General features: G+C 70.4%; 26 protein-coding genes and 1 pseudogene. 19 read left to right on the top strand and 8 right to left on the bottom strand.

Annotation, left to right across the window (positions count from 1 at the left end):
* Nucleotides 1-8 precede the first annotated feature (8 nt).
* From ACFZBP_RS24805 to ACFZBP_RS24825, 5 genes are read left to right on the top strand one after another with little or no spacing between them, the layout of a single operon-like run.
* A complete protein-coding gene (locus ACFZBP_RS24805; protein WP_383460630.1) occupies nt 9-611 on the top strand; it encodes a TlpA family protein disulfide reductase in 603 nt (200 codons plus the stop codon).
* Between the two features lies 1 nt (nt 612).
* Entirely contained in the window at nt 613-1,386 is a 774-nt protein-coding gene (locus ACFZBP_RS24810; RefSeq protein ID WP_383460633.1) for a cytochrome c biogenesis CcdA family protein, read from the top strand.
* A 3-nt stretch (nt 1,387-1,389) separates the two neighbouring features.
* Nucleotides 1,390-3,126, top strand: a complete 1,737-nt coding sequence (locus ACFZBP_RS24815) for a cytochrome c biogenesis protein ResB (RefSeq protein WP_391416202.1) — start codon at nt 1,390-1,392, stop codon at nt 3,124-3,126.
* Nucleotides 3,123-4,232, top strand: coding sequence for a c-type cytochrome biogenesis protein CcsB (gene ccsB / locus ACFZBP_RS24820; RefSeq protein WP_391416204.1), 1,110 nt, complete (start codon nt 3,123-3,125; stop codon nt 4,230-4,232). Before ACFZBP_RS24815 ends, ccsB begins: the two co-directional genes overlap by 4 nt.
* Before the next feature lie 57 nt (nt 4,233-4,289).
* Complete coding sequence (locus ACFZBP_RS24825; protein WP_391416206.1) at nt 4,290-4,694, top strand: SRPBCC domain-containing protein; 405 nt, start codon at nt 4,290-4,292, stop codon at nt 4,692-4,694.
* A gap of 67 nt (nt 4,695-4,761) precedes the next feature.
* Here the strand turns inward: ACFZBP_RS24825 and ACFZBP_RS24830 are convergent, their stop codons facing one another.
* The 5 genes from ACFZBP_RS24830 to ACFZBP_RS24850 form a co-directional block, all read right to left on the bottom strand.
* Nucleotides 4,762-5,775, bottom strand: coding sequence for an isopenicillin N synthase family dioxygenase (locus tag ACFZBP_RS24830; RefSeq protein WP_383460716.1), 1,014 nt, complete (start codon nt 5,773-5,775; stop codon nt 4,762-4,764).
* A gap of 1 nt (nt 5,776) precedes the next feature.
* Nucleotides 5,777-6,235: a nucleoside deaminase gene (locus ACFZBP_RS24835; RefSeq protein ID WP_383460646.1), complete on the bottom strand. Its 459-nt coding sequence runs from the start codon at nt 6,233-6,235 to the stop codon at nt 5,777-5,779.
* A 127-nt stretch (nt 6,236-6,362) separates the two neighbouring features.
* Entirely contained in the window at nt 6,363-6,722 is a 360-nt protein-coding gene (locus ACFZBP_RS24840) for a hypothetical protein (RefSeq protein ID WP_383460648.1), read from the bottom strand.
* Nucleotides 6,719-7,324 (bottom strand): DUF6232 family protein, encoded by a 606-nt coding sequence (locus ACFZBP_RS24845; RefSeq protein WP_391416211.1) that lies wholly within the window; start codon nt 7,322-7,324, stop codon nt 6,719-6,721. The genes ACFZBP_RS24840 and ACFZBP_RS24845 overlap by 4 nt, the downstream gene beginning before the upstream one ends.
* 168 nt (nt 7,325-7,492) lie before the next feature.
* Nucleotides 7,493-7,831 carry a PLD nuclease N-terminal domain-containing protein gene (locus tag ACFZBP_RS24850; protein WP_383460654.1) on the bottom strand — a complete coding sequence of 113 codons (339 nt, stop codon included), beginning with the start codon at nt 7,829-7,831 and terminating at the stop codon, nt 7,493-7,495.
* 88 nt (nt 7,832-7,919) lie between these two features.
* Here ACFZBP_RS24850 and ACFZBP_RS24855 point away from each other — a divergent pair, with 88 nt between their 5' ends.
* Genes ACFZBP_RS24855 through ACFZBP_RS24865 form a run of 3 tightly spaced genes read left to right on the top strand, consistent with a single transcriptional unit; the run spans nt 7,920 to nt 10,893 of the window.
* Nucleotides 7,920-9,377: a menaquinone biosynthesis decarboxylase gene (locus ACFZBP_RS24855; protein ID WP_391416213.1), complete on the top strand. Its 1,458-nt coding sequence runs from the start codon at nt 7,920-7,922 to the stop codon at nt 9,375-9,377.
* Nucleotides 9,374-10,276, top strand: a complete 903-nt coding sequence (mqnP, locus tag ACFZBP_RS24860; protein WP_391416215.1) for a menaquinone biosynthesis prenyltransferase MqnP — start codon at nt 9,374-9,376, stop codon at nt 10,274-10,276. The genes ACFZBP_RS24855 and mqnP overlap by 4 nt, the downstream gene beginning before the upstream one ends.
* Nucleotides 10,277-10,320: 44 nt before the next feature.
* Nucleotides 10,321-10,893 carry a Uma2 family endonuclease gene (locus tag ACFZBP_RS24865; protein WP_383460663.1) on the top strand — a complete coding sequence of 191 codons (573 nt, stop codon included), beginning with the start codon at nt 10,321-10,323 and terminating at the stop codon, nt 10,891-10,893.
* Here the strand turns inward: ACFZBP_RS24865 and ACFZBP_RS24870 are convergent.
* Complete coding sequence (locus ACFZBP_RS24870; RefSeq protein WP_391416217.1) at nt 10,838-11,503, bottom strand: rhomboid family intramembrane serine protease; 666 nt, start codon at nt 11,501-11,503, stop codon at nt 10,838-10,840. The two genes, ACFZBP_RS24865 and ACFZBP_RS24870, sit on opposite strands and share 56 nt — an antisense overlap.
* A gap of 91 nt (nt 11,504-11,594) precedes the next feature.
* Between ACFZBP_RS24870 and ACFZBP_RS24875 the strand changes: the two genes are divergently transcribed.
* The 9 genes from ACFZBP_RS24875 (at nt 11,595) to ACFZBP_RS24915 (ending at nt 19,741) form a co-directional block, all read left to right on the top strand.
* Nucleotides 11,595-12,269, top strand: a complete 675-nt coding sequence (locus tag ACFZBP_RS24875; protein WP_391416219.1) for a UbiX family flavin prenyltransferase — start codon at nt 11,595-11,597, stop codon at nt 12,267-12,269.
* A 96-nt stretch (nt 12,270-12,365) separates the two neighbouring features.
* Nucleotides 12,366-12,821: an Lrp/AsnC family transcriptional regulator gene (locus ACFZBP_RS24880; RefSeq protein WP_062724142.1), complete on the top strand. Its 456-nt coding sequence runs from the start codon at nt 12,366-12,368 to the stop codon at nt 12,819-12,821.
* A gap of 81 nt (nt 12,822-12,902) precedes the next feature.
* Complete coding sequence (gene mqnE, locus ACFZBP_RS24885; RefSeq protein ID WP_391416221.1) at nt 12,903-14,066, top strand: aminofutalosine synthase MqnE; 1,164 nt, start codon at nt 12,903-12,905, stop codon at nt 14,064-14,066.
* A 143-nt stretch (nt 14,067-14,209) separates the two neighbouring features.
* Nucleotides 14,210-14,872: a UdgX family uracil-DNA binding protein gene (locus tag ACFZBP_RS24890; protein ID WP_383460676.1), complete on the top strand. Its 663-nt coding sequence runs from the start codon at nt 14,210-14,212 to the stop codon at nt 14,870-14,872.
* A gap of 16 nt (nt 14,873-14,888) precedes the next feature.
* Nucleotides 14,889-15,413, top strand: coding sequence for a GNAT family N-acetyltransferase (locus tag ACFZBP_RS24895; RefSeq protein ID WP_391416225.1), 525 nt, complete (start codon nt 14,889-14,891; stop codon nt 15,411-15,413).
* An 86-nt stretch (nt 15,414-15,499) separates the two neighbouring features.
* Nucleotides 15,500-15,805, top strand: a complete 306-nt coding sequence (locus tag ACFZBP_RS24900; protein WP_383460682.1) for a DUF4229 domain-containing protein — start codon at nt 15,500-15,502, stop codon at nt 15,803-15,805.
* Nucleotides 15,806-15,994: 189 nt separating this feature from the next.
* On the top strand, nt 15,995-17,635 hold the full coding sequence (locus ACFZBP_RS24905) for an SPFH domain-containing protein (RefSeq protein WP_391416227.1): 1,641 nt from the start codon (nt 15,995-15,997) through the stop codon (nt 17,633-17,635).
* Nucleotides 17,632-18,972 carry an SPFH domain-containing protein gene (locus ACFZBP_RS24910; RefSeq protein WP_383460687.1) on the top strand — a complete coding sequence of 447 codons (1,341 nt, stop codon included), beginning with the start codon at nt 17,632-17,634 and terminating at the stop codon, nt 18,970-18,972. The genes ACFZBP_RS24905 and ACFZBP_RS24910 overlap by 4 nt, the downstream gene beginning before the upstream one ends.
* Before the next feature lie 70 nt (nt 18,973-19,042).
* Nucleotides 19,043-19,741: a TetR family transcriptional regulator gene (locus ACFZBP_RS24915; protein ID WP_391416230.1), complete on the top strand. Its 699-nt coding sequence runs from the start codon at nt 19,043-19,045 to the stop codon at nt 19,739-19,741.
* On the opposite strand, the gene ACFZBP_RS24920 is transcribed toward ACFZBP_RS24915, so the two are convergent.
* Nucleotides 19,723-20,604, bottom strand: a complete 882-nt coding sequence (locus ACFZBP_RS24920; RefSeq protein ID WP_391416232.1) for a MaoC/PaaZ C-terminal domain-containing protein — start codon at nt 20,602-20,604, stop codon at nt 19,723-19,725. The two genes, ACFZBP_RS24915 and ACFZBP_RS24920, sit on opposite strands and share 19 nt — an antisense overlap.
* Nucleotides 20,604-21,974, bottom strand: a complete 1,371-nt coding sequence (locus tag ACFZBP_RS24925; RefSeq protein ID WP_391416234.1) for a 3-oxoacyl-ACP reductase — start codon at nt 21,972-21,974, stop codon at nt 20,604-20,606. Before ACFZBP_RS24925 ends, ACFZBP_RS24920 begins: the two co-directional genes overlap by 1 nt.
* 84 nt (nt 21,975-22,058) lie before the next feature.
* Between ACFZBP_RS24925 and ACFZBP_RS24930 the strand changes: the two are divergent.
* Together ACFZBP_RS24930 and ACFZBP_RS24935 are read left to right on the top strand one after the other, a co-directional pair.
* A pseudogene (locus ACFZBP_RS24930) lies at nt 22,059-22,403 on the top strand (acetyl-CoA C-acyltransferase); the annotation flags it as partial.
* 282 nt (nt 22,404-22,685) lie between these two features.
* Entirely contained in the window at nt 22,686-24,614 is a 1,929-nt protein-coding gene (locus ACFZBP_RS24935) for an AMP-binding protein (RefSeq protein WP_391416236.1), read from the top strand.
* Nucleotides 24,615-24,698: the final 84 nt, after the last annotated feature.

A 24,698-nucleotide genomic window follows, 5' to 3' on the forward strand; every position in this document is an offset into this window, starting at 1 on the left:
CTTTTCACATGAGTGCCGCCAGCCGCGCCCGTAGCCGTACCGCCCTGCTCACCACCGCCGCAGCCGTGGCCGCGCTGACCCTGTCCGCGTGCAGCTCCGGCGGCCCGTCGGGCGGTGGCGGCGACACCGGCTTCGTCCCCGGCGACAACGGCATCGACACGGTCGCCCAGGGCAAGCGGGCGGTGGCGCCGGTCCTCTCCGGCGAGACGATCGACGGCAAGCAGCTCTCCACCGCCGGCACCAAGGGCAAGGTCCTCGTCATCAACGTATGGGGATCGTGGTGCCCGCCCTGCCGCGCCGAGGCGAAGAACTTCCAGACCGTCTACGACGATGTCAAGGGCCAGGGCGTCGAGTTCATCGGCATCAACACCCGGGACACCAACACCACGGTCGCCAAGGCCTTCGAGAAGGAGTTCGGGATCACCTACCCGAGCCTGTACGACCCCACGGGCAAGCAGATGCTCCGCTTCAAGAAGGGCACGCTCAACCCGCAGGCGATCCCCTCCACGCTCGTCATCGACCGCAAGGGCAGGCTCGCCGCGCGTGCGCTGACGCCGCTCAGCGAGGAAACCCTGCGCAGCATGCTCAAGCCCGTCCTCGCGGAGAAGTGACGTGAGCGCACTGACCACGCTCGCCGAGGTCGCCGGTCGCAACGAGACGGTGATGAGCGGCGCCCTGCTGCTCGCTCTGCCCATCGCGCTGCTCGGCGGCCTCGTCTCCTTCTTCTCGCCCTGTGTGCTGCCGCTGGTCCCCGGCTATCTCTCCTACGTCACCGGAGTCACCGGCACCGACCTCGCCGAGGCCCGACGCGGACGGATGGTCGCGGGCGCCTCCCTGTTCGTGCTCGGCTTCACCGCGGTGTTCGTCTCCAGCGGAGCCCTGTTCGGCTTCTTCGGCGCCACCCTCCAGGAGCACAAGGACGTCCTGACCAAGGTGCTGGGCGTGCTCATGATCGCCATGGGCGTCTTCTTCATGGGCCTGATGCCCTGGATGACCCAGCGTGAGTTCCGCTTCCACCAGCGGCCCGTGACCGGGCTGGTCGGCGCGCCCTTCCTCGGTGCGCTGTTCGGCATCGGCTGGACGCCCTGCCTCGGACCGACGCTGACCTCCGTGATCGCGCTGTCCTACAACGAGGCGAGCGCCGGCCGCGGCGCAATACTGACCGTCGCCTACTGCCTGGGCCTCGGCCTGCCCTTCGTGCTCGCTGCCGTAGCCTTCCGCAAGGCCCTCGGCGCCTTCGCCTGGGTCAAGCGCCACTACGTCTGGGTGATGCGCATCGGCGGCACCATGATGATCGCGACCGGTGTGCTGCTGCTGACCGGCGCGTGGGACCGCATCGTGCAGGAGATGCAGGTCTGGTCCACCGGCTTCAGTGTGGGGATCTGATCGATGAGCGAGACGAAGACCGGCGCACCCGACACCACGTCGGCCGCCGCCGACGAGGACCTGGGCGCCGCGGGCTCCCAGCTCTCCACCGCCCCCGCGGAGGACGCCCCCAATCTGCCGTCCCTCGGCGTCATCGGCTGGGCCCGCTGGTTCTGGCGGCAGCTGACCTCCATGCGGGTCGCGCTGCTGCTGCTCCTGCTGCTGTCCCTCGGCGCGATCCCCGGCTCGCTCATCCCGCAGACCGGGATCGACGAGACGAAGGTCGCCGAGTTCCGCAAGGCCCACGAGACGCTCGCGCCGATCTACGACAAGCTCGGCCTCTTCCACGTCTACAGCTCGGTGTGGTTCTCCGCGATCTACATCCTGCTGTTCGTCTCCCTCATCGGCTGCATCATCCCGCGCACCTGGCAGTTCGTCGGCCAGCTGCGCGGCCGGCCGCCGGGCGCCCCCAAGCGGCTGACCCGGCTGCCCGCCTACACCACCTGGCGCACCGAGGCCGAGCCCGAGCAGGTCCGCGCGGCCGCGCTCGCCCTGCTGAAGAAGCGCCGCTTCCGCGCCCACCTCGCCGGTGACGCCGTCGCCGCGGAGAAGGGCTATCTGCGCGAGGTCGGCAACCTCGCCTTCCACATCGCGCTGATCGTGATGCTGATCGCCTTCGCCTGGGGCCAGCTGTTCAAGTCCGAGGGCAACAAGCTGGTCGTCGAGGGCGACGGGTTCTCCAACACCCTCACGCAGTACGACGACTTCAAGTCCGGCAGCCTGTTCACCCAGGACGACCTGGACCCGTTCAGCTTCAACCTGAAGAACTTCGTCGGCAGCTACGAGCCCTCCGGCCCCAACCGGGGCACCCCGCGCGTCTACAAGGCCGACATCACCTACAGCGTGGGCTCCTCCGACAAGGAGAAGAAGACCACCATCAAGGTCAACGAGCCGCTGGAGATCGGCGGCTCGAAGGTCTACCTCGTCAGCCACGGCTACGCCCCCGTCGTCACGATCCGCGACGGCAAGGGCAAGATCGTCTACCAGGACGCGGTACCTCTCCTCCCGCTCGACGGCAACGTCACCTCCACCGGCGCGATCAAGGTCATGGACGGCTACCGCAACCCCAAGGGCGAACGGGAGCAGCTCGGCTTCCAAGCCTTCTTCCTTCCGTCGTACGGCGGCGCGGGCACCGCGGTCGTCTCCCAGTTCCCCGCCCTGCTGAACCCGGTGCTGAACCTGGAGGCCTACCACGGCGACCTCGGGGTGGACGCCGGCATCCCGCAGAGCGTGTACCAGCTGGACAAGAAGAACCTGAAGGGCTTCAAGGACGCCAAGGGCGCCCAGGTCCGGGAGAACCTGAAGCCCGGCGAGACCATGAAGCTCCCGAACGGCGCCGGCTCGATCACCTTCGAGAAGGAGATCAAGGAGTGGGCCGGCTTCCAGGTCGCCCGCCAGCCCGGCAGCGGCTGGGCCCTCGCAGGTGCGATCGCCGCGATCTTCGGTCTCGCCGCCTCCCTCTTCATCCAGCGCCGCCGCGTGTGGGTTCGGGCCACCACCGGCAGCGACGGCGTCACGGTCGTCGAGATGGCCGGTCTCGGTCGCAGCGAGTCCGCCAAGGTGCCGGAGGAGCTCGGCGACCTCGCCGGGATCCTGTACGAGCAGGCTCCGGGCGCACCCGACCCCGAAGACGACCCCGCAGATTCCGCAGCTTCCCCCGACCCCCAAGTCGCACCCGCCGAAGGGGCTGACAGCAAGTGACTCTCGCCGCCGCGACCGAGTTGGCCGCCGCCACCAACGAAAACCTCGCGAACATCAGCAACACGCTGATCTACTCGTCGATGGCCGTCTACACCCTGGCCTTCTTCGCCTACATCGCCGAATGGCTCCTCGGCAGCCGCAGCAAGGTCGGCCGCACGGCCGCTGCGCTCACCCCGGCGAAGGCCGGGAAGGGCGGGAAGGCCGAGGCGCCCGCCGTCACCGTGAAGAAGGGCGGCTCCACCGCCGTACTGGAGCGGCCGAAGGTCGTCGTGCGGGCCGCGGCCGGCCAGCGGGACGTGCCGGACGGGCCCGGGGCGCACGGCGGGGACGCGCAGGGCGACCTCTACGGGCGTATCGCCATCTCCCTCACCGTCCTCGCCTTCCTCGTCGAGTTCGGTGGTGTGCTCACGCGGGCTCTGTCGGTGGAGCGGGCGCCGTGGGGCAACATGTACGAGTTCAACATCACCTTCTCCACGGTCGCCGTCGGTGTGTACCTCTCCCTGCTCGCGCTGAAGAAGAAGGTGCGCTGGCTCGGGTTGTTCCTGATCACCACGGTCCTCCTCGATCTCGGCCTCGCCGTCACTGTCTTGTACACCGCGAGCGACCAGTTGGTTCCCGCTCTTCACTCGTACTGGCTGTACATCCACGTCTCGACCGCGATCTTCTGCGGCGCGGTCTTCTACGTCGGCGCCGTCTCCACGCTGCTCTACCTCTTCAAGGACTCCTACGAGAACAAGCTGGCGAACGGCGGCACCCCGGGCCGTTTCGCGAACTCCGTCCTCGACCGGCTGCCCGCCTCGGCGTCCCTGGACAAGTTCTCCTACCGCGTCAACGCCGCCGTCTTCCCGCTGTGGACGTTCACGATCATCGCGGGCGCCATCTGGGCGGGCGACGCGTGGGGCCGCTACTGGGGCTGGGACCCCAAGGAGACCTGGTCCTTCATCACCTGGGTCGCCTACGCCTGCTACCTGCACGCCCGCGCCACGGCCGGCTGGAAGGGCCGCAAGGCCGCCTACCTGGCGCTGATCGCCTTCGGCTGCTGGCTCTTCAACTACTACGGTGTCAACATCTTCGTCTCCGGCAAGCACTCCTACGCCGGGGTGTAGGTCCGGGGGCGCCCGGAGCGGGGTGCGTTCCGCGCCCCGTGGGGTCAGGCTGGTGTCATGACCGGTTCGGTGGAACAGGGCATCAGCCAGACCCATGGAAACACGCACATCCTGCACTTCCTGGTGCGGCTTCCCCAGGCCATGGAGACCGTCTGGCCCGCGCTGACCAGCGCGGAGGGGCTCGCGTCCTGGTTCACGGCCGCCGACGTCCTGGAGCCACGGCTCGGCGGCGCGGTCACGCTGCGTGACATCGGGTCGGGTTCGATCACCGCGTGGGACGTGGAGCGGGTCGCCGAGTACACGGTGGGGACCGGCGGCCGGATCAGGTTCCACCTGGAGCGGGACGGGGACGAGGGCAGCGTCCTGCGCTTCACCCATGAGTTCCAGGGCGGGGAGGAGTCGGAGCCCCGGTGGCGGGCGCGCTTCGAGCGGCTGATCGGCGTACTCCAAGAGGGCCCGTGAGGACCGTTCCCGGGTGACGGTGACGGTGGCGGTGACGGCGGCTGCGGTCGGTCGACGGTGACCGGCGTCAGTCCACGGTGATCGAGTCCAGCTTCGCCCGCAGATACACGTGCGAGTCGACGGGCTCGTACGCCACCCGCCCCACCGGAGCCGGTACGGACTCCACGAGCGTGCCGGGGGTGCACTCACCGAAGTAGACGAGGGACATCAGCTCCTCGGCCGGCGCGTCCGCGGGCGGCGGCAGCACCCGGTGCCGTCCGGACCGCCAGCGGTCACCGGTCCACCGGGCCATCAGGTCCCCGATGTTGATGGTGAACGCCTCCGGGTCGAAGGGCGCGTCCTCCCAGCCGCCGTCGTCCGTGTAGACCTGCAGGCCGCCCTTGCCCGCCTGCCGGTCGAGGATCGTCACGGTGCCGAAGTCGGTGTGCGGCCCGATGCGGAACTGACCGGGCTCCGGGGCGCCGATCACCTCCGTCCCCGGGTACCAGTTGATGTTGAAGCCGTACGTCGGATGGTCCATGTGCCGGGAGAAGAAGTCGGGTTCGAGGCCGAGGGCCTCGCCGAGCAGGGACAGCAGCTGGTTCTCCAGCTCGCCCATCCGTGCCAGGTACTCCTCGCACAGCGACCGCAGTTCGGGTGTCTCCGCGGGCCAGACGTTCGGCGCGTACCACTCGGCGTTGATCACCGGGTCGTCGAAGGGCTCGTGCGTGGCGAAGGTGAGCGACTCCTTCAGGTCCGGCGGGGTCTCGGTGCCCTCCGCGTATCCGTTGGCCTCCGCGCCGGGCCCGAGCCAGCCGCGGCCGCCGACCTTCGCCTCGTACGCCTGCTTGACCTCGACGGGGAGCGTGAAGAAGGCGCGGGCCGCCGCGCGGATGCGGGCGCGCAGGGCCGGGGCCACGCCGTGCCCGGTGACCAGGAGGAATCCGGCGGTCTGGAGGGCCTCGTCGACGGTGCGGGCGATGGCCCGGCGGGCGTCGGGGTCGCCGTCGAGCCAGGGGCGCAGGTCGATCGTGGGGATGCGGGGGGACTGAGGGGCGCCGGGGGCCTGGTGGGGGCGGGGGGTCTGAGGGGTGCTGGGCAGGTCACTCACCGATGTCCTCGTTCCACAGGTCGGGGTGGTCCTTGGTGAAGCCGCGCATCAGCTCCACGCAGTCAGGATCGTCGAGGAGCACGATCTCCACGCCGTGCTCGGCCAGCCAGTCGTGGCCTCCGGTGAAGGTGACCGCCTCGCCGATCACCACCCGGGAGATGCCGAACTGCCGGACCAGTCCCGAGCAGTACCAGCAGGGCGAGAGCGTGGTCACCATGGTCGTGCCGCGATACGACCGCCGCCGCCCGGCCGCCCGGAACGCCGCCGTCTCGGCGTGCAGCGACGGGTCACCGTCCTGGACGCGCCGATTGCGGCCGCGCCCCAGCAGCGTCCCGTCGGCCCCGTACAGCGCGGCGCCGATCGGGATACCGCCCTCGGCCAGCCCGGCACGGGCCTCCGTGACGGCGGTGGCCAGCCAGGTCCGGGCCGTCGCCTGATCCAGGAGCTCCATCCTCACCGACTCTCCAGTGCTCGGAACACGAGGGCCAACGTGCGGAAATGTACCCGCGCCGCACGCCTTGCGTGCCTCGACGGCGGAGCGTCACCCACCGGAACGGCGGCCGGACCGGACGGGACTCCTACTGACCGCCGAGCAGCCCGAGGACCCTGTTGACCGCCTCCAGCACCGGCTGTCCCACCGCCCCCACCGTCGCGGCGATGCCCGCGATGGCCATCAGGGCGCGGTGCCGGTCCTGCGGTGCCGTCTCGGTGTCGGGGCTGAGGGCCGGCACCGAGTCCTCGATGGTCCGGGCGCTGGCGGCCGGGACCTGGGTGCGCAGTTCCTCGACGAGCCGCAGCAGTTCCCGGACCGCCGCCAGCATCTCGGCGGACGCCGCCGACGCCTCGTCGGACACCATCTGCCGCTTGTCGATGCCCACGTTGTTCCGGCCGCCGTGCAGGGTGACGCTGTCGCCGAAGTAGTAGTTGTCGCCGCTCATCCGTGCGCCACCCCCACGTTGCCCGTGCCGCCGTACATGTTGACGTTGTCCCCGAAGTAGTAGTTACGGGGGTTGACCATGAGCCGGTCCACCCTGACCTGGAACTCCACCTCGGGGTTCTCGATCGCGTGCACGATCGAGCCGACGAGCTGGTCCAGTTGGCGCGGGTCGGCGCTCGTGACCATGGCGATCGACGGGCCGGACGTCTCGACGGCCAGGACGTACTGCGAGGGCGCCGTGAGGACGGACACCAGCTCCACGATGCTGAAGGCGAGCGCGGCCAGCGCACCCAGCCAGACGAACGTGAGGATCGTGCCGCCCGCGCCCTCGTTGGCGATGCTCGTGAGACCACCGAGGATCGTCAGGGCGAACGCCACCGACAGGATGACCCCCACGCGCTTGACGAAGAGCAGGGTGGCTTCCTTGCGCCGGGGCGTGAGCGTGTACGTGTACACGCGTGTCACGTTCTCCAGCGGATACGCGGCCCCGTCGACCCACAGCAGCCGCTTGCCGACCCGCAGGTCGACCGCTGTCGCCGCCCTCGGCGGTACGGCGGGCGGGGGCGGTATGTCGTGATGTCCGGGCGGTTCGACTCTCTCCAACGGTCCCCCTGAGGTATGGGTGATGACAACCCATCACTGATGCCCATCACTGCCTGATGGCCATTAACTACTCAAGGTGGCGCCGGGTGCAAGCCGGTATCCACGGTCAACTGTGAGGCTGTCGTGGAGAGTTGGGGCGCTCGTGGGGAGTGTGCCGGGACGGTCCCGTCAGGGCTCGTCGCGCTTCGGCCCGTCGTCCTTCCGCTTGTCGTCCCGCTTGTCGTCGTCCTCGTCCAGGGACTTCAGGAACTCGGGGTTGTCGTCGGGCGCCACCCACTGCTGACGCCGACGCTGGTCCCGTACGCCGGACCAGCCCTCGGCGGCCGGGCTGCGCTTCTTGCCCGCGATGAGCCAGGAGATCGAGCCGACGAGCGGGAAGAGCAGGACGAGGATCGCCCACAGCGGCTTGGGCATGTGGCGGATGTCGTCCTCCTTCGTGCTGATGCAGTCGATGAACGCGTACACGCTCAGCGCCAGTGGCACGAGGAACATCAGCACCCGGAGCATGGGCCCTCTCCAGCGAAACGGTCGTCGGGGCCGGGGGCATGGCCCCCGGGTTCAGGGCCAGGGTAGCCGCTCGGGGATACTTGACCCCATGGCTTACGACGATCTTCGTTCCCTGCTCAGGGCACTGGAGCGCGAAGGTGACCTCAAGCGCGTCAAGGCTGAGGTCGATCCGTATCTGGAGGTCGGGGAGATCGTCGACCGGGTCCAGAAGTCCGGCGGTCCCGCGCTGCTCTTCGAGAACGTGAAGGGCTCCTCGATGCCCCTCGCGATGAACGTCTTCGGCACCGACCGACGACTGCTCAAGGCCCTCGGCCTGAAGTCCTACGGCGACATCTCCGACAAGATCGGCGGGCTGCTCAAGCCCGAGCTGCCGCACGGGTTCGTCGGGGTGCGCGAGGCCTTCGGCAAGCTCGGCGCGATGACGCACGTACCGCCGAAGAAGGTGAAGTCGGACAGCGCGCCGGTGCAGGAGGTCGTGCTGCACGGGGAAGAGGTCGACCTGGACCGGCTGCCGGCCCTGTTCACCTGGCCCAAGGACGGCGGCTCCTTCTTCAACCTGGGGCTCACCCACACCAAGGACCCGGAGTCCGGCGTACGGAACCTCGGGCTGTACCGCCTCCAGCGCCACGACAAGCGCACCATCGGCATGCACTGGCAGATCCACAAGGACAGCCGCAACCACTACCAGGTGGCGGCGCGCAGGGGCGAGCGGCTGCCGGTCGCGATCGCCTTCGGGTGCCCGCCCGCCGTGACGTACGCCTCAACCGCCCCGCTTCCCGGGGACATCGACGAGTACCTGTTCGCGGGCTTCGTCGCGGGCAAGCGGATCGAGATGGTCGACTGCAAGACCGTTCCGCTCCAGGTCCCGGCGCAGGCGGAGGTCGTGCTGGAGGGGTGGCTGGAGCCCGGCGAGATGCTGCCGGAGGGCCCGTTCGGCGACCACACCGGCTTCTACACGCCGCAGGAGCCGTTCCCCGCCCTCAAGATCGACTGTGTGACGATGCGGCGGCGGCCGCTGCTCCAGTCGATCGTCGTGGGCCGGCCTCCGACGGAGGACGGACCGCTCGGCCGGGCGACGGAACGCTTCTTCCTTCCGCTGCTCAAGATCATCGTCCCGGACATCGTGGACTACCACCTGCCGGAGTCCGGCGGTTTCCACAACTGCGCGATCGTCTCGATCGACAAGAAGTACCCCAAGCACGCCCAGAAGACGATGCACGCGATCTGGGGCGCCCACATGATGTCCCTGACCAAGCTGATCGTGGTCGTCGACTCCGACTGCGACGTCCACGATCTGCACGAGGTCTCCTGGCGGGCGCTCGGCAACACGGACTACGCCCGCGACCTGACCGTCGTCGAGGGCCCGGTGGACCACCTCGACCACGCCTCCTACCAGCAGTTCTGGGGCGGCAAGGCGGGTATCGACGCCACGAAGAAGTGGCCCGAGGAGGGCTACACCCGTGACGGCGGCTGGCCCGACATGGTGGAGTCCGACCCGGAGACGGCGGCGAAGGTCGACCGCCGCTGGAAGGAGTACGGACTGTGAGCAGCGCCTCCGCCGCGATCCCGCAGCCAGGACGTACCAAGGCGTTCCTGCGCCTCGTGATGATCGAGCACTCGGTGTTCGCGCTGCCCTTCGCGTACATCGCCGCGCTGACGGCCATGTTCCAGTGGGACAGGAACATCCACTGGGGCCGGCTGCTGCTGGTCACCGTCTGCATGGTGGGCCTGCGGACCTTCGCCATGGCGGTCAACCGGATCATCGACCGCGAGATCGACGCACGGAACCCGCGCACCGCCCACCGCGAGCTGGTGACCGGCGCGATGTCGGTCCGGCACGCCTGGACGGGCGCCCTGATCGCCCTGGTGATCTTCCTGGGCTCGGCGGCCCTGCTGAACCCCCTGTGCCTCGCCCTCGCCCCCATCGCGGTGATCCCGATGGTGGTCTACCCCTACGGCAAACGGTTCACGAACTTCCCGCAGGCCATCCTGGGCTTCGCCCAGGCGATGGGCCCGGTCGGCGGCTGGCTGGCCATCACCGGCGCCTGGTCCTGGGACGCGGTCATCCTGGGCCTCGCCGTCGGCATCTGGATCGGCGGCTTCGACCTGATCTACGCCTGCCAGGACGTCGACACCGACCGCGAGACCGGCGTCATGTCGGTCCCGGCCCGCTTCGGTATCCCGGCGGCGATCCGGGGCGCCCGGGTCTGCCACGCGATCACGACGGCCCTGCTCGTCTGGTATGCCCTCGCCACGGACGCGGGCTCCTTCTTCTGGCTGGGCCTGCTGATCGTGGCCGGCGCGTTCGTGTACGAGCACTCGATCGTGCGGCCGCATGACCTGTCGCGCCTGAACAGGGCGTTCTTCAGCGTCAATGGGTTCATCGGGATTGCCCTGTTCGTGTGTGCGCTGCTTGATCTCCTGGTTCGGGGTCTGACCGTGTGACTACGGTGCGGCCTACCATCGAGTGCAGAGAGAGGGAGGCCGATGTGACCATCTCGGACAGCGACCGCCTGCACTCGCAGCTCGCCCGGTACGAGGACATGTTCCGCGGGTACCGGATGGAGATTGTCGAGGGCAACATCGTGATGAGTCCGCTCAGGCCGTTCCACAACGAGACCATCGTGCGGCTGTGGACGCAGCTGGAAGTTCAGATGGGCCCGGAGTGGGGCTTCATCAGCGATGTGGCCGTCCCGTTCAGCGACGACTTCGAGTTCTGCCCCGATCTCGCGCTCATCCCCGCGGAGGAGAAGAACCGAAACCAGCCCTCTTACGCGCCTGACCTCATTGAACTCGCCGTCGAGGTCGTGTCCCCCAGCAGCGTTCGCAACGACTACGAGGTCAAGAACAAGCAGTACGCGTCTCGGGGCATCCCGAACTACCTGATCTTCGATCCGCAGAAGGGGCATCTCGTCACGCTCTGGAATCCGGGCCCCGACGGCTACCGCGGGCGGGACACGCTTCCCTACGGCGGCAAGGTCACTGTGGAGACCAAGATCGGACGCCTCACGGTCGATACCAGCCGCCTTCCTGTGGACCCTGAGTCGCCCGGCGCGTCCTGAGCGCAGCCCCACCCTCCCGGCGCCCCAGCACGAACGCCGCCGCGACCCCCGCCACCAGCCCCACCAGATGCCCCTGCCAGCTCACGCCGGACTGGGTCGGGGCGAGGCCCGCCAGCATGGAGCCGCCCCAGACGGCGGCCACCAGGAGGCCGACCACGACGCCGAGCGGGCGGCGCTCCACGAAGCCCGTGAGCAGAAGGAAGCCGAAGAGGCCGAAGACCAGGCCGGAGGCGCCCGCGGTGTTGGTGCCGGACGGCGATATCAGCCACACACCGAGGCCGTCGGCGACGATGACCAGGGCGCAGACGGCGACGAACCGGCGTATCCCACCGAGGGCCGCGAGGAATCCGAGGATCAACAGCGGCACGCTGTTCGCGGCGAGATGGGCGAAGCCGAAGTGGATGAAGGACGCCGGAACGACGTCCACCAGCTCGGACGGGGTGCGCGGGACGATGCCGAAGCCGTCGAGGGCGTGCCCGCTGACCACGTCGGCCACTTCCAGCAGCCACAGCAGTGCGACCCAGCCCAGCATCAACTTGGCGGCGGCCTTCGCGCGGTCACCCCGCGACCACTCGCCCTCCGCAGTCCGCACCACCGGCGTACCAGTCATCGCGACCCCACCCCCCAACTCGTCCCGTCCAAGGAACGCCCGGCCACCCTTGGTCGGTTCTCACCCGGCGGCGCCGGATAGGCTCGGTGTCGTGAACCCAGTCAAGCCAGGAGAGACGCCGCGTACGCCTTGGATCGTAGGGGTGTCCGGCGCTTCCGGCACCCCATACGCCGCCGCGGTGCTGCGCGCGCTCCTCGTCGCCGGGGAGAGCGTCGACCTGGTCGTCAGCCGGGCGTCACGGCTCACGTTGCTCGATGAGACGGGGATCCCGTTCCGGGACGCCCACTGGCAGGCCGACCTGCGGGAATGGCTGTCACGCGGGGCCGACGGCAAGCCCGGGACCTTCCAGGTCGACATCGCCGGCGTACGGCACTGGAGCGCGGGTGACCTCGCGGCCGGGCCGTCGTCCGGGTCGTACCCCGTCAAAGGCATGCTGATCGTGCCCGCCTCGGCGGCCTGTGTCGCGGGCGTCGCGCTCGGGCTGTCCAAGGATCTTCTGCAGCGCGCGGCGAGCGTCACCCTCAAGGAACGCCGCAAGCTGGTCGTGGCCGTACGGGAGACCCCGCTGAACGGCCAGACCCTCCGGCACCTCGTCGCACTGGACGACGCCGGCGCCAGCGTCGTACCGGCGTCCCCGGCCTTCTACGCGGGCGCGACCCACATCCAGGACCTCGTGGACTTCGTCGCCGGACGCGTGCTGGACGCGGCGGGCGTCGAGCACGGGCTGTACCGGCGGTGGAAGGGCGAGCTCGGGAACGGCACATAAGGCACGACGGGCAGGTCGCGGTACCTGTCGTCACTCGACTCTCGTCAGTTGACTCTCATCACTTCTGGAACTCTTCAGCGGAAGGCTTCGAATCGCATGGACGCGGTGGACAGGCAGCTCATCCAGGCCCTGAGGGAGAACGGCCGGGCCTCCTACGCGGAGCTGGGACGCCTCGTCGGCCTGTCGGGACCCAGCGTCACCGACCGCATCAACCGGCTGGAGGCGGCCGGCGTCATCACCGGCTACCGCGCCACCGTCGACGCCGCCTCGCTCGGCCTCGGCGTCACCGCGCTGATCGGCATCTCGCTCTCCGACGCCACCGACCACGAGGACGTGGCGAACCGCCTGCGGGACCTGGGCGAGATCGAGGACTGCTGGTTCATCGCGGGCGACGACTCGTACATGCTCAAGGTGCGCGCGGCCGACGTGGACGGCCTGGAGAAGATCATCCGACGGCTCAGCGGCACCGTGGGCGTCTCCCGGACCCGTACGACGATCGTGCTCTCCACGAAGTGGGAGAACCGGGTCGGGCAACTGCCCGAAGAGGCGTAGGCGCGGAGCGCGTTCGGGGGTCCCGCCGCCCGGAGGGTGGGGGAGTACGGTTGTCGAAGTCTGTCTAGGAGAGGTGCACGCATGGACGTCGGGCTCAAGCGCGAGCTGGAGGAGAAGGTCCGCTCCGGTGAGCGGCTGTCCCGTGAGGACGGCATCGCGCTGTACGAGTCGGACGACCTGGCGTGGCTCGGCGGGCTCGCGCACGAGGTGCGGACGCGCAAGAACGGTGACGTCGTCCACTTCAACGTCAACCGGCACCTCAACATGACGAACGTCTGTACGGCCTCCTGTGCGTACTGCTCCTTCCAGCGCAAGCCGGGCGAGAAGGACGCGTACACGATGCGCATCGAGGAGGCCGTCAAGCTCGCCAAGGCGATGGAGTCGGAGAACCTCACCGAGCTGCACATCGTCAACGGCCTGCACCCGAACCTCCCCTGGCGCTACTACCCGCGCTCGCTGCGGGAGCTCAAGGCCACCCTCCCGGACGTCTCGCTGAAGGCCTTCACGGCCACGGAGATCCACCACTTCGAGACGATCAGCGGCCTGTCGGCGTCCGAGATCCTCGACGAGCTGATCGACGCGGGCCTGGAGTCGCTGACCGGCGGTGGCGCCGAGATCTTCGACTGGGAGGTCCGTCAGCACATCGTGGACCACCGCACCCACTGGGAGGACTGGTCCCGCATCCACCGCCTGGCGCACGAGAAGGGTCTGAAGACCCCGTGCACCATGCTGTACGGCCACATCGAGGAGCCGCGGCACCGCGTCGACCACGTTCTGCGCCTGCGTGAGCTCCAGGACGAGACCGGCGGCTTCCAGGTCTTCATCCCGCTGCGCTACCAGCACGACTTCGTCGACATGAAGGACGGCAAGGTACGCAACCGCCTCCAGGCGCGCACCCAGATGGCGACCGGCGCGGAGGCCCTGAAGACGTTCGCGGTCTCCCGGCTGCTCTTCGACAACGTCCCGCACGTCAAGGTCTTCTGGGTGATGCACGGCGTCCAGACCGCCCAGCTGGCCCTCCAGCACGGCGCCGACGACATGGACGGCTCGGTCGTCGAGTACAAGATCACGCACGACGCCGACAACTACGGCACGCCGAACAAGCTGACCCGCGAGGATCTGCTGGACCTGATCCGGGACGCGGGCTTCCGACCGGTGGAGCGGAACACTCGGTACGAGATCATCCGGGAGTACGAGGGCCCGGACCCGGCGCGCAGGGAGGCCCCGCAGCCGATGCGGGTGTGAGGTCGCCTGCTGTTGCAGGGAGCGGGACCGGCCAACGAACGGGCGCGGGCCGTATCGATATGCGGCTCCGCCGCGCCGCGACCAGCTCCCACGCACCCGCAGACGACATGGGTCCGAGTTCCCACGGCGGGTACCCGGACGCCATGGTGCGCACCAAGGCTCCTGAGGACGCCTACACCGCAGAACCCTTCCTCCCGGACGGGGCCCGCAGCCTGTCCGCCCTGCGCCGGGCCGCAGCGGAGTGCAGGGGCTGCCCCCTGCACCGGGACGCGACCCAGACCGTGTTCGGCGAGGGCGCCGCCGACGCCCGCGTCATGCTCGTCGGCGAGCAACCCGGCGACCAGGAGGACCGCCAGGGCAAACCCTTCGTCGGTCCCGCGGGGAAGCTGCTCGACCGGGCACTCGCAGAGGCGGGCATCGACCCCGCCGAGGCCTACGTGACCAACGCGGTGAAGCACTTCAAGTTCACCCAGGCCGAACCCCGCAAGCGCCGCATCCACAAGGCGCCGTCCCTGCGGGAGATGACGGCCTGCGGCCCGTGGCTGGCCGCCGAGCTGGCCGTCGTCGAGCCCGAGCTGATCGTGACCCTGGGCGCCACCGCGGGCAAGGCGCTGCTGGGGTCGTCGTTCCGGGTCGGCGAGGCGCGTGGGGCGCTGCTGGAGCGGGAGGTCCACGGCCGGCCGGAGAAGCTGGTGGCCACGGTGCATCCCTCGTCGGTGCTGCGGGCGCGGGACGACGCGGAGCGCAAGGCCGCGTACGAGGGCCTGGTCTCCGATCTGAAAGTGGCGGCACGAGCCCTGCCGTAATGGCTACCATGGCGCGGTGTCCCTTACTTTCACACTCGACCCGGCCGTCACTCCCGCCCTGCGCGACGGCATCCTCGACCTGTGGACCGACGTCTCCAACGCGGGCGGGGCCGTCGGCTTCGTGCCGCCCGTGACCCGTGAGGCGGTCCGGCCGGCGCTGCTGCAGCACCTCGCGGCGATGGCCGACGGCCGCACCCGGCTGCTGGTCGGGCAGGACGAGGCGGGCGAGGTGGCCGCGACGGCGTTCTTCACCTTCAACACCCACCGGCTGATGACCCACTGGGCCTGGCTGTACACGGTGATGGTGCACCCCCGGCACCAGGGCAAGGGCTACGGCCGCGACCTGCTGGCGGCCGCCGAGCGGGAGGCCCGCACCTTCGACGGCATCGAGGCGCTGCGGCTCACCTGCCGGGGCGGCCTGGGCCTGGAGCGGTTCTACGGCTCCTGCGGTTACAAGGAGGTCGGCCGGATCCCGGACGCCATCAGGGTCGAGCCCGGCGACGACCGGGACGACGTGATCATGCTGCTGCCCCTCGGCTGACGGCCCGCCGACCCCCCTGCAAGATCGAGGGCCGCGCGTGCTTCACTGGACAGCGGCCCTTTTTGGAATCGGAAGAGTGGATTGAGATGCTCCGCTACACACTGATGCGCCTCGGGATCTTCGTGGGCTGCCTCGTGGTCGTCTGGGGCCTCGTCTACTCCGGCGTCGCGCCGCGCGGCCTCGGCGACTCCAACGGCATGTGGGTCGTCCTGCTCGCCCTGGTGATCTCCGCCCCGATCAGCTTCGTCGTCCTGCGCAAGGAACGTGACCGCGCGTCCGTCCAGATCGTGCAGAAGGTCGACCGCGTGAAGGCCAATCTGGAGGCCAACCGCAGCCAGGAGGACGACGTGGTCGACGAGGCGACGCGGGCGCAGGGCCAGGCTTCCTCCTAGTCCTTCCACCCGTCCCTGACACCGGGCCCTCTTCCGGGTCCCGGCAGTGATACCGATCGGTAACTGTGCCGAGCGCCCCCCTTACCTTTGTCCGGATCATGATGTGGGATGACTGGAACCGCATCGGGCCGACCGGTGTATCACCAGTAGGACCCGCATCCAACGGGCATCGGAACACAAGGGGGAACCGTGGCACGAGCGCGCGCCAAACAGGGCGCACGACGCGTCGCCGAGGCCGTCGCCTCCGGCACCGATCCGCGGAAGGCCGCGCAGGAGGAACTGCAGCGGCAGATCGGCGGACGGGGAGCACGCGAAGGCGGCGAGGAGTACGACGCGCAGGGCTGGGCCATCGACCCGGCCGACTTCCTGGCAGCCCGGGAACAGGGCGGATCCACCTCCACCGTCATGCGTCAGAAGACGGTGCCGCTGGACGAGGCGGGGGAGGCGCTCGGCCGTAGCGAGCAGATCCGCGAGGGCGGCGAGGTGGTGCACGCCATCTGCCCGATGGTGATCCCCAAGGGCCGCTCGATCATCTCCATGCTGCCGGTGCTGACGCTGCTCGTGCTGAGCCTGGTGGGCGCGGCCCTCGTCGGGGCCTCCGGTGCCGACGTGCTGACCAACCCGCTGTTCGGCGTGCACTCCTGGCTCATCGCCCTGCTCGCCGTCGCCTTCGTCTGGTGGCGCCAGGGCATGGTCATGGTGCCGGACGGCTGCCAGGCGCTGATCACCCGGTTCGGCAAGCTGGAGAAGGTCGTCGGCCCCGGCCGGATCGTGCTGCTCAGCCCGTGGAAGCGGGTGTCGTACATCGTCAACACCACGATCGAGTACCCGTTCAACGCGCCGGTGCGCGAGGCACCCACCCGGGGCGGCGTGAAGGCGTCGATCGACCTGTTCATCCAGTTCCGGATCAGCGACCCGACCGAGTTCGTCTACACGCTGGGCGCGGTCCGCGGCTTCGAGGAGAAGCTGAGCAATGCGGTGAGCGAGACCATCCGCAGCCTCATCTACGAGCAGGAGGCCGCCGGGATCTACGACATGGTCGGCGAGGACTCCGGCCGGCTGCTGGAGCAGCTCAACCAGCAGTTCCGCCCGGCCGTCGAGCTCACCAACGCCAACATCACGCACGCCGAGCCCTCCGACCAGCGCTACCGCATGGACCTGGCGGCGCCCGAGATGGTGCGGGTCGCCAAGGAGGCGTACACCCACGAGTACGCGCTCCAGCTCCGCAAGGAGCAGGACGAGGGCGACCTCACCCGGGAACTCGCCTCCAGCCAGGAGACCCTGTCCGCGATCCAGGCCGACATCGCCCAGTACCAGGCGCAGATGGACACGGCCGTGGAGCGCGAGACCAACCGCGCCGAGGCCCTCGCCCGGCAGCGGTACGTCCAGGCCGAGTCGGAGGCCAAGGCCAACGCGGCCCTGCTGGAGGCGCAGGCCCTCGACATCCGCGCGGTGACCGCCGCGGAGGCCCCCGAGATCCTGGAGTACCGCTACCAGCAGCAGGTGCTGGACACGCTGGAGCAGGTCGCCGACCATCTGCCGCGCCTGGTCCGCATCGGCGGCACCGCGGACGCGGGTATCGACTTCCTGGAGCTGGCCCGCGAACTGATCGGCGAGCGGGGCACGGAACTGTTCACCGACGAGGACATGGCCGCCGTGCGGGCGCGTCTCGCCGAGGTGTCCGAGCGGATCGCCGCGCGCGAGGCGGAGATCGGCGCGCTGCTGGCCGCCGACCGGCCGACGGTGCCGCAGGTCCCCGACCAGCCCGCACCGGCAGGCGACGACGCCCGTGACGCCGGCTCCGACACCGCCGAGGAGGCCACCCGATGAGCACCGCCCGTTCCCAGCGCAGGTCGGTCATCTCCGAGAAGGTCGCCCCCTGGGCCGACATCGCGCGGCTGCTGCGCGGCGGCGAGGCCGACACCCTGATCCCGGTGATCATCCCCCGCCACCGGCGCCGCCTGTGGTGGATGCTGCCGCTGTGGCTCGGCGTCTACGCCCTGTTCATGGGCCTGATGCTGACGCTGGGCGCGGCGGAGTCCGAGTCGGTCGCCGGGGACCTCGCCTACGGCACCCTCGCCACCGTGTCCTACGCCGGCGGCGCGGTACTGCTGCTGATCGGCGTGCTGTGGTGGTGGCGTTCCTCGATCGTCGAGATCGAGCAGGGCACCAACGGCGTGCTGACCCGCTACGGCGCCGTGGTCCGCACTCTGGACGCCGGCCGCCACTACCTGTGGCACCCCTGGTCCCGGGTCGACTTCGTGGTCGACACGGCCACCGAGATCCCGTACTCCGCACCGGTGATGGCCTGCCCGACGCAGGAGAACGTGCCGCTGAGGTCCATCGAGTTCTTCCTGAAGTTCCGCATCAACGACGCCGTGCTGTTCGTCCGCACGATCGGCGCGGGCAACTTCGACCTGGTGCTCTCCAGCGCCGTACAGGACGCGATCCGGCAGCGCGCCCGCAAGATGCGCACCGAGCGCGCCTACGACCTGCGCGGCTCGGACGTGGCCGACATGCAGGAGCTCCTCAACCGCCAGCTGTCCGGCTACGGCGTGCGCATCACCGGCTGCAACATCCCGGACGTGCAGCTGCCGACGCAGTACCAGCAGCACCTGGCCACCCGGGAGCGGGTCGCCAAGGAGCGCACGGCGTACGACCAGGAGTGGGGGCTCGTCCGCAAGCGCCGCATCGACCAGCTGGGCATGGACATCGAGCGGGCCAAGAAGGTGCGGGACGCCCGGATCGTCGAGGTCAAGGCGGCGCTGAACCGGGCCCGCGAGGAGGTCGCCCAGCTGCTGGAGCAGCAGGAGACCAACGCCCAGCGGGTGCGGTTCGAGATCGAGACGCGGGGCCGCAGCGGCCTGATCGCCGCCGAGAACGAGGCCCGCGCCCAGCGCGCCCTCGCCAAGGCCTACCGGGACAACCGCGCGGTTCTTCAGTACGAACTGGCCCGGCGCCGCCTGGAAGTGGGCGCGAAGCTCGCCGGGAAGGCACCGCAGCCGGTGGTCGTACGGACCGACGGTTCCGGCGCGGACACCTCGGCCCTGTCCACCCTGCTCACCGCACAGCTGCTGCCCCGGCTGACGGCGCTGCCGTCGGGGGAGGGGCGGCCGCTGATCGACCAGGTGGCGCGGTTCGCGGACGAGGCGAGAGGCGAGGAGTAGCCGTTCGCGTGGGCGGCGATGTGCGGTGGGCCGGGTGGGATCACCCCTCCCGGCCCGTACGCTAATCGGCATGGGTGCCGTGAAGACCAAGCGGATGCCGCGCGCCGTCCGTGAGCAGCAGATGCTGGACGCCGCCGTGCGGACCTTCGGCCGGCGGGGGTACATGGCCGCGTCGATGGACGAGATCGCCGAACTCGCGGGCGTCTCCAAGCCGTTGGTGTACCTGTATCTGAACTCGAAGGAAGACCTCTTCACGGCCTGCATCCGGCGGGAGGCGGCCGCGCTCACCGAGGCCGTCCGGGCCGGAGTCCGGCGGGACGCGCCGGCCGACCGTCAGCTCTGGGAAGGGCTCGGCGCGTTCTTCACGCACACCGCGCAGAACCCGGACGGCTGGGCCGTACTGCACCTCCAGGCCCGCACCCACGGGGAGCCGTTCGCCTCCGAGGTCGCCGCGATGCGCGCGGAGATCGTCGCGTTTGTGACGCAGCTGATCCTCGCGGCCGCGCGGGAGGCCCATCGCGACCCCGACCTGCCCGAGAGTGAGGTCGCGGGGCTGGCCGAGGCCCTGGTCGGCGCGGCCGAGTCCCTGGCGGACTGGGCCAACGCCACACCCGGGGTGACGGCGCGAGAGGCCGCGGCGACCCTCATGAACTTCTCCTGGTCGGGCCTCGGCAACCTCATGGCAGGCCGACCATGGTCACCCCCGGCCGTGGCCGGAGCGACGTCGGTCGAGGCGCCGTCGGCCGCCGCTCACGAGGCGAGCGGGTAGACCTCCCCGGCGAGGTGGACGCGCCCCTTGGCGCCCCGCAGCTCGAACCGCCCGCCCTCCGCCGCATAGGTCACGGTCCCCGGAAGCAGCACGGGTGCCCGGAACTGGGCCTCCACCAGCGCCCGTTCCGGAGTGCCGTGCGCCGCGAGGCAGCGGGCCACCGTCCACATGCCGTGGGCGATGGCGCGCGGGAAGCCGAACAGCCGGGCGGTGAGGGGGTGGAGGTGGATGGGGTTGCGGTCACCGGAGGCGGCGCCGTAGCGGCGGCCGACGTCACCGGCGAGACGCCACTCGGCGACCGGGGGGAGCGGCTTGGGCGGCTCGGGCGCCCCGCCCGACGCGCACGGTTCGCCCGACGCGGACGGTTCGCCGCGCTGCCCCTCCGTGCGGTGCCGGGCGAGATACCTGCTGCGCGACTCCCAGACGACGGCCTCCCCGTCCCGCACCTCGGTGACCACGACGGCCTCCGTGCCCCGGCGGTGCGGCACCAGGGCGTCGATGTGCACGGACAGTTCGTACGCGCCCGTGGCGGTCAGCCGCTGGTGCCGGGTGATGCCGATGGAGGTGTGGACGAGGCCGAGCAGCGGCAGGGGGAACTCCCGGGTGCTCATCAGCCGCATGGCCAGCGGAAATCCGAGGACATGCGGATAGGTGACCGGCAGTGCGTCGTCGCCCGTCGCGAAGCCGCAGACCCGTTCGTAGGCCGCGAGCCGCGCCAGGTCGACGCGCAGGCCGGGCAGGACGAGCCGGGTCCGCGGGAACTCCGCGTCGGGGCGGGGGCGTTTGAAGGGGGAGAGCACAGCGCCCCGGGCGAGCAGCCCCGGCAGGGAGGGGGATCCGGTCAGGACGGTCGCGGTCGTCATCAGGCCCCCAGCAGGCTCTGGCCGCACACCCGGACGACCTGCCCGTTGACCGCGCCCGACTCCGGGTGCGCCAGCCACGCCGTCGTCTCGGCGACGTCGACCGGCAGGCCGCCCTGCGCGAGGGAGTTCATACGGCGGCCCGCCTCACGGATGAACAGGGGGATCGCGGCGGTCATCCTGGTCTCGATGAAGCCGGGCGCGACCGCGTTGACGGTGACCTCGTGCTCGGCGAGCGCACGCGGCGCGAGCGAGCGGACCAGACCGACGACGCCCGCCTTGCTCGCGCCGTAGTTGGTCTGCCCGGCGTTCCCGGCCAGCCCCGCGATCGACGCCGTCGCCACGATCCGCCCGCCCCGCCGCAGCGTCCCACTCTCCAACAGGGCGTCCGTCGTGCGCAGCACGCTTGCCAGGTTGACGTCGAGCACCGAACTCCAGCGCTCGGCGGGCATGTTGACCAGGCGCCGGTCCCGGGTGATCCCGGCGTTGTGGACCAGGACGTCCAGCCCGTCCGGCAGCGCGGCCGCGATGCGCTCGCCCGCGTGGGAGGCGGTGATGTCGAGCGCGAGGGCGGTGCCGCCGAGCCGGTCGGCCACGCGCCGGGCGTCCTGTTCGGCCTGCGGCACATCGAGCACGACGACCCGGGCACCGTCCCTGGCCAGCGTCTCGGCGACCGCCTCACCGATACCGCGCGCGGCGCCGGTGACCAGGGCGGTGCGGCCGGTGAGCGGGCGGTCCGGGTCGATGAGGGGGCGGTCGGACCCCGCGGGCGCCTCACCCGCGTCGCGAGCACCGCCGGTGTGAGCACCCTCGCGTCCGCCATGGGCCCCCTCGCCGTAGGCACCCACCACGATCACCTGACCACTGACATAAGCCGACCTGGGAGACAGCAGGAACCGCAGGGTCGACCCGGCGGCGCGGACGTCCGTCAGTCGGACGAGGTTCACGGTCCTGCCCCGCCCGATCTCCTTGCCGAGCGAGCGCGTGAAGCCCTCCAGGGCCTGTTGGACGGCCGCTTGGTGATGGTCGGAGGCGGACAGGGGCGCGCCGAGGACGACGATCCGGCCGCTCTCGGCGACGGACCGTACGACGGGGTGGAGAGCGGCGTGCACCTCGGCGAGCGTCTCCACGTCCCGTACCCCGGTGGCGTCCAGGAGCACGGCGGCCGGCTTCCCGGCGGAGGCCGTCAGATCGAGGCCCGCGTCCCTCCACTCCAGGTCCGACTTGCCGGCCGTGAGCAGCAGCCGCTCGCCCTCCAGCGCGGGCCGCTGAGGTGACCAGCGTTTCAGCGTGGCCGGCTGCGGCAACCCCAGACGGCGGGTCAGGAAGCGGCCGGGCGTCGTGCCGGTGAAGGTCAGATAGCGGTCGGCCATGTGCCACTCCAGTGCTGATCCGGTGCTGACTCCGGAGTAAGGTTACCCGAGGTAAGCCCATGGTGACGTGAGGAGCGGGTGGAGATGGGGCCCGTGAAACCACCGTCGGTACGGCGCGTCGCGATCATCGGCGGCACCCGCGTCCCGTTCGCCCGCTCCGACGGCCCGTACGCCACCGCCTCCCACCAGGACATGCTCACGGCCGTGGTCGACGGACTGGTCGAGCGGCACCGGCTCGGCGATCCGGGTGTGGTCGGCGAGTTCGTCGCCGGGGCCGTCCTCAAGCACAGCCGCGATCTCGACCCAAGCGACCCCGGGGCGGTGCGGGCACGCCCCCACGGCACCCGGCACGCACTCTCGCCTCACCGGACGACGCGGGCTGATCTCCGTCTGCGCGGCGCGCGCGGGCAGGGCCTGACGGCCGTTCTGGAACGCGGGTGACGGCCGTGGTGGAGCGTGGGTAAGGATCAGGTGAGACGAAGCTGAGGGGCCCTCACATAACCCCCGACGTTGCACATACCCGGCTCCGGACCGCCGCCGAACCCGCACAACCCCCACACGCGGGCGCCGTACGATCTCCTGCCTAACCAGCGGTAACCCTTTCCGCAGACCTCCGCATGCCTCCGCAGGTGAACGCCACGGTGCGCGAGGCACGTACGTCATGCAGCAAGCAGTGTTTCCGTCGCTGCACGCCCGCCGCAGGAGCCGCCCGTGTCCACCCCGCTTCCCTCCTTCGCCCCGTCGGCCGCCTACGACGACGCTCCGGGACCGAACCTGGTTCAGCCCGAGACGCGGCGACTGGACGGTGCCGTACGGGAGGCGTACGTACCGCCGTTCGCGCCGCCGGTGACCCACGGGTCGCTCGCGGACCTCCCCTTCGACAACGCGGCGGCGACGCCGGACGCCGTGGTCCTCAGCCGCAAGGGCGCGGACGGGCGTTGGACGGACGTGACGGCGGCGGAGTTCGCCGAGCAGGTGCAGGCGGTGGCCAAGGGGCTGGTCGCCGAGGGGCTGGTGCCGGGCGACCGGATCGCGATCATGGCGCGTACGACGTACGAGTGGACGCTCCTCGACTTCGGCGCGTGGGCGGCCGGACTCGTCACCGTTCCCGTCTACCCCACCTCCTCCGCCTTCCAGACCCGCTGGATCCTCCAGGACTCGGGCGCGGTCGCCCTGGTCACCGAGACCGCCGCCCAGGCGGCCGCCCTCGGCCCCGAACTGGACCGCGTGCCCGACCTGCGCCACATGTGGGTGATGGAGAAGGGCCATGTGGAGCGGCTGGCGGAGCACGGCAGGCAGGAGCCCGACGGGGAGGTGAGCGTACGGCGCGGCATGCTGGTGCCGGACACGCTCGCGACGCTCATCTACACCTCGGGCACCACGGGCCGCCCCAAGGGCTGTGCGCTGACGCACGGCAACTTCTTCGCCGAGGTCGACAACGCGATCGAGCTCCTCTACCCGATCTTCAAGGCGAGGACGAGCGACGAGGCCTCGGTGCTGCTCTTCCTGCCCATGTCGCACGTCTTCGGCCGCATGGTGGCGGTGGCGTGCGTCCGGGCACGGGTCCGCCTGGGCCACGCGCCGAGCCTGAAGGCGGAGGACCTGCTGCCGGACCTGGCGGCCTTCCGGCCCACCTGTCTGCTCACCATCCCCTACATGCTGGAGAAGGTCTTCAACTCCGCCCGCGCCAAGGCCGAGACGGGCGGCCGGGCGTCGTCCTTCGACCGCGCCGCGTCCGTGGCCGAGCGCTACGGCGAGGCGATGGAGGCCCGGGCGGCCGGCACGGGCAGCGGCCCGAACACGGCGCTGAAGACCGCCCGCGCCTTCTACGACCCGCTGGTCTACCGCCGTATCCGCAACGCCATGGGCGGCCGGGTGCGGTACGCGATCTGCGGCGGCTCACCGCTCGGCCGCCGTCTCGCCGCCTTCTACACCGGCGCGGGCATCGAGATCTACGAGGGCTACGGCCTGACCGAGACGACCGGTGCCGCGACCGTCACCCCGCCCCTCAAGCCCCGCCTGGGCACGGTGGGCTGGCCCCTGCCCGGCACCCGCGTCCGGATCGCCGCGGACGGCGAGATCCTCGTCGCCGGCGACCAGGTGCTGCGCGGCTACTGGGACCCGTCGGCGGGCGGCGTGGTCCCGGCGGCGGCGGACGGCTGGCTGCCGACGGGCGACATCGGCACCCTCGACGACGAGGGCTACCTGACGATCACCGGCCGCAAGAAGGAACTCCTGATCACCGCGGGCGGCAAGAGCGTCGCCCCGGCGCCGCTGGAGAACTGGCTGCGCTCGCACCCCCTGATCTCCCAGTGCATGGTCCTGGGCGACCGCCGCCCCTACGTCTCCGCACTGATCACCCTGGACATGGACGGCGTCAGCCACTGGCGCCGCATGAACGGCAAGCACCCCGTGCCCGCCGAACTCCTCGTGAACGACGACGAGTTGCGGGCGATCCTCCAGCGTGCGGTCGACGAGGCCAACAAGCTCGTCTCCCGACCCGAGTCCATCCGCCGCTTCGCGATCCTCCCAGCGGACTTCACCGAGATGGACGGCCATCTGACGCCGTCGATGAAGCTGCGCAGGGAAGCCGTCATGCGGGACTTCGCGACGGAGGTCGAGGAGCTGTACGAGAAGTAGCGGGCAGTACTGGTGAGTACGGAAAACGGTTGCCGTCTCGTTACGACAACTGCTTGACGTGACATGCCGATGCCGCGTTGGCTA

The organism is Streptomyces sp. NPDC008086 (assembly GCF_042957325.1).
Taxonomy (GTDB): Bacteria; Actinomycetota; Actinomycetes; order Streptomycetales; family Streptomycetaceae; genus Streptomyces.

Coding starts and splice junctions, on each gene's coding strand:
- ACFZBP_RS24805 (WP_383460630.1), top strand. CDS start 9: ATGAGTGCCGCCAGCCGCGCCCGTAGCCGTACCGCCCTGCTCACCACC.
- ACFZBP_RS24815 (WP_391416202.1), top strand. CDS start 1,390: ATGAGCGAGACGAAGACCGGCGCACCCGACACCACGTCGGCCGCCGCC.
- ACFZBP_RS24825 (WP_391416206.1), top strand. CDS start 4,290: ATGACCGGTTCGGTGGAACAGGGCATCAGCCAGACCCATGGAAACACG.
- ACFZBP_RS24835 (WP_383460646.1), bottom strand. CDS start 6,235: ATGGAGCTCCTGGATCAGGCGACGGCCCGGACCTGGCTGGCCACCGCC.
- ACFZBP_RS24840 (WP_383460648.1), bottom strand. CDS start 6,722: ATGAGCGGCGACAACTACTACTTCGGCGACAGCGTCACCCTGCACGGC.
- ACFZBP_RS24850 (WP_383460654.1), bottom strand. CDS start 7,831: ATGCTCCGGGTGCTGATGTTCCTCGTGCCACTGGCGCTGAGCGTGTAC.
- ACFZBP_RS24855 (WP_391416213.1), top strand. CDS start 7,920: ATGGCTTACGACGATCTTCGTTCCCTGCTCAGGGCACTGGAGCGCGAA.
- ACFZBP_RS24870 (WP_391416217.1), bottom strand. CDS start 11,503: ATGACTGGTACGCCGGTGGTGCGGACTGCGGAGGGCGAGTGGTCGCGG.
- ACFZBP_RS24880 (WP_062724142.1), top strand. CDS start 12,366: ATGGACGCGGTGGACAGGCAGCTCATCCAGGCCCTGAGGGAGAACGGC.
- mqnE (WP_391416221.1), top strand. CDS start 12,903: ATGGACGTCGGGCTCAAGCGCGAGCTGGAGGAGAAGGTCCGCTCCGGT.
- ACFZBP_RS24890 (WP_383460676.1), top strand. CDS start 14,210: ATGGTGCGCACCAAGGCTCCTGAGGACGCCTACACCGCAGAACCCTTC.
- ACFZBP_RS24900 (WP_383460682.1), top strand. CDS start 15,500: ATGCTCCGCTACACACTGATGCGCCTCGGGATCTTCGTGGGCTGCCTC.
- ACFZBP_RS24910 (WP_383460687.1), top strand. CDS start 17,632: ATGAGCACCGCCCGTTCCCAGCGCAGGTCGGTCATCTCCGAGAAGGTC.
- ACFZBP_RS24915 (WP_391416230.1), top strand. CDS start 19,043: ATGGGTGCCGTGAAGACCAAGCGGATGCCGCGCGCCGTCCGTGAGCAG.
- ACFZBP_RS24920 (WP_391416232.1), bottom strand. CDS start 20,604: ATGACGACCGCGACCGTCCTGACCGGATCCCCCTCCCTGCCGGGGCTG.
- ACFZBP_RS24925 (WP_391416234.1), bottom strand. CDS start 21,974: ATGGCCGACCGCTATCTGACCTTCACCGGCACGACGCCCGGCCGCTTC.